This window comes from Parasphingomonas frigoris (assembly GCF_036663815.1).
Lineage (GTDB): Bacteria > Pseudomonadota > Alphaproteobacteria > Sphingomonadales > Sphingomonadaceae > Sphingomonas.
Genome location: NZ_JAXOJQ010000077.1, coordinates 1 through 1122 on the forward strand (window position 1 = coordinate 1; position 1122 = coordinate 1122).

Sequence of the window (1122 nt, forward strand, 5' to 3'; positions counted from 1 at the left end):
CACGCCGGCGCCGAACCGCGGCAGGCCGAACGCCAGGAACCCGTTGATGATCGTCGCGAGGCCCATCGGGATCGTACCGATGAACATCGATACGGTGTTGTGCCCGAAGATCCGCCGCGCCTCGTGCCCGAAAATCGTCCAGCGCGCGGTGTAGAGCCCGGCGAACAGCGTGAAGAGCGCGATGTTGAAATACCACAACACCTCGCCGACCGGGTGCAGCGACGTGCCTACGCCCGGCACCTGCGGCAGGGCGAGCGCCAGGATACCGGTGCCCATGGTCGCGGCGAACCAGTTGGGTGTGAACTGCCTGAACATCTCGCGCTGTGAGTCTAGCCGGCTGAGCGGCTTCAGGCCATCAAGAACGGGTTTCAGATCGGCGGTCACTTGCCAGTCTCCTTGATGAGATCGGTCAGCGCGTCGGCCGCCCGGGTACGATAGCGCTCTTTATGCCGCAGCGCGTAGAACGGACGCCGCGGCAGACCGAGCGGCAGATCGTGCAACGTTCCGGCCGCGATTGCAGGTGCGACGACATGCTGCGACAGGACCGCGACGCCTGCGCCGGCCTCGACCGCGCTACGCACCGCCTCGTTCGACGGCAGGGTCAGCGCGGTGGTGAGGTCCGACGGATCGACGCCGCGCTGGCGCAACACCTCCTCGAACGACGAGCGCGTGCCCGATCCCTGCTCGCGGACGATCCAGCGCGCGGCGCGGATCCAGTCCTCGTCAATCGTGTCGGCAGCGCGGTTGCTAACCAGCACCATGCGGTCGTTCGCGACCGTCCAATGCGCGAGCGCGGGCTCGTCGATCACACCCTCGACGAAGCCGAGCTCGACCGCACCGTCGAGCACGCGCGCCGCGGCCCCTTCCGTGTTGTCGATCGCCAGTTCGATTGAGATCGCGGGGTAGCGCGCATGGAACGCGGCCAGCTGGCGGGGCAGCCAATAGCCCGCGATCGTCTGGCTTGCGACTAGCCGCAGAGTGCCGCGCTCCAGTCCTGCATATTCGGCCAGTGCAAGTTCCGCGCTGGCGGCACGGCCAAGCACTGCGCGTGCGTCGACCAGGAACATGCGGCCCGCTTCGGACAGTTCGATCCCGCGGCCGACCCGGTGGAATAGCGGCACG

Annotated in this window: 2 protein-coding genes; both read right to left on the bottom strand. The window is 67.6% G+C overall.

What is annotated here, in order from left to right; all coding sequences use genetic code 11:
• On the bottom strand, positions 1-384 hold a 384-nt coding region (locus U1872_RS22570; protein WP_503655215.1), incomplete at its 3' end, for an SLAC1 family transporter.
• On the bottom strand, positions 381-1122 hold a 742-nt coding region (locus tag U1872_RS22575), incomplete at its 5' end, for a LysR family transcriptional regulator (RefSeq protein WP_332795088.1). The genes U1872_RS22570 and U1872_RS22575, both read right to left, overlap by 4 nt.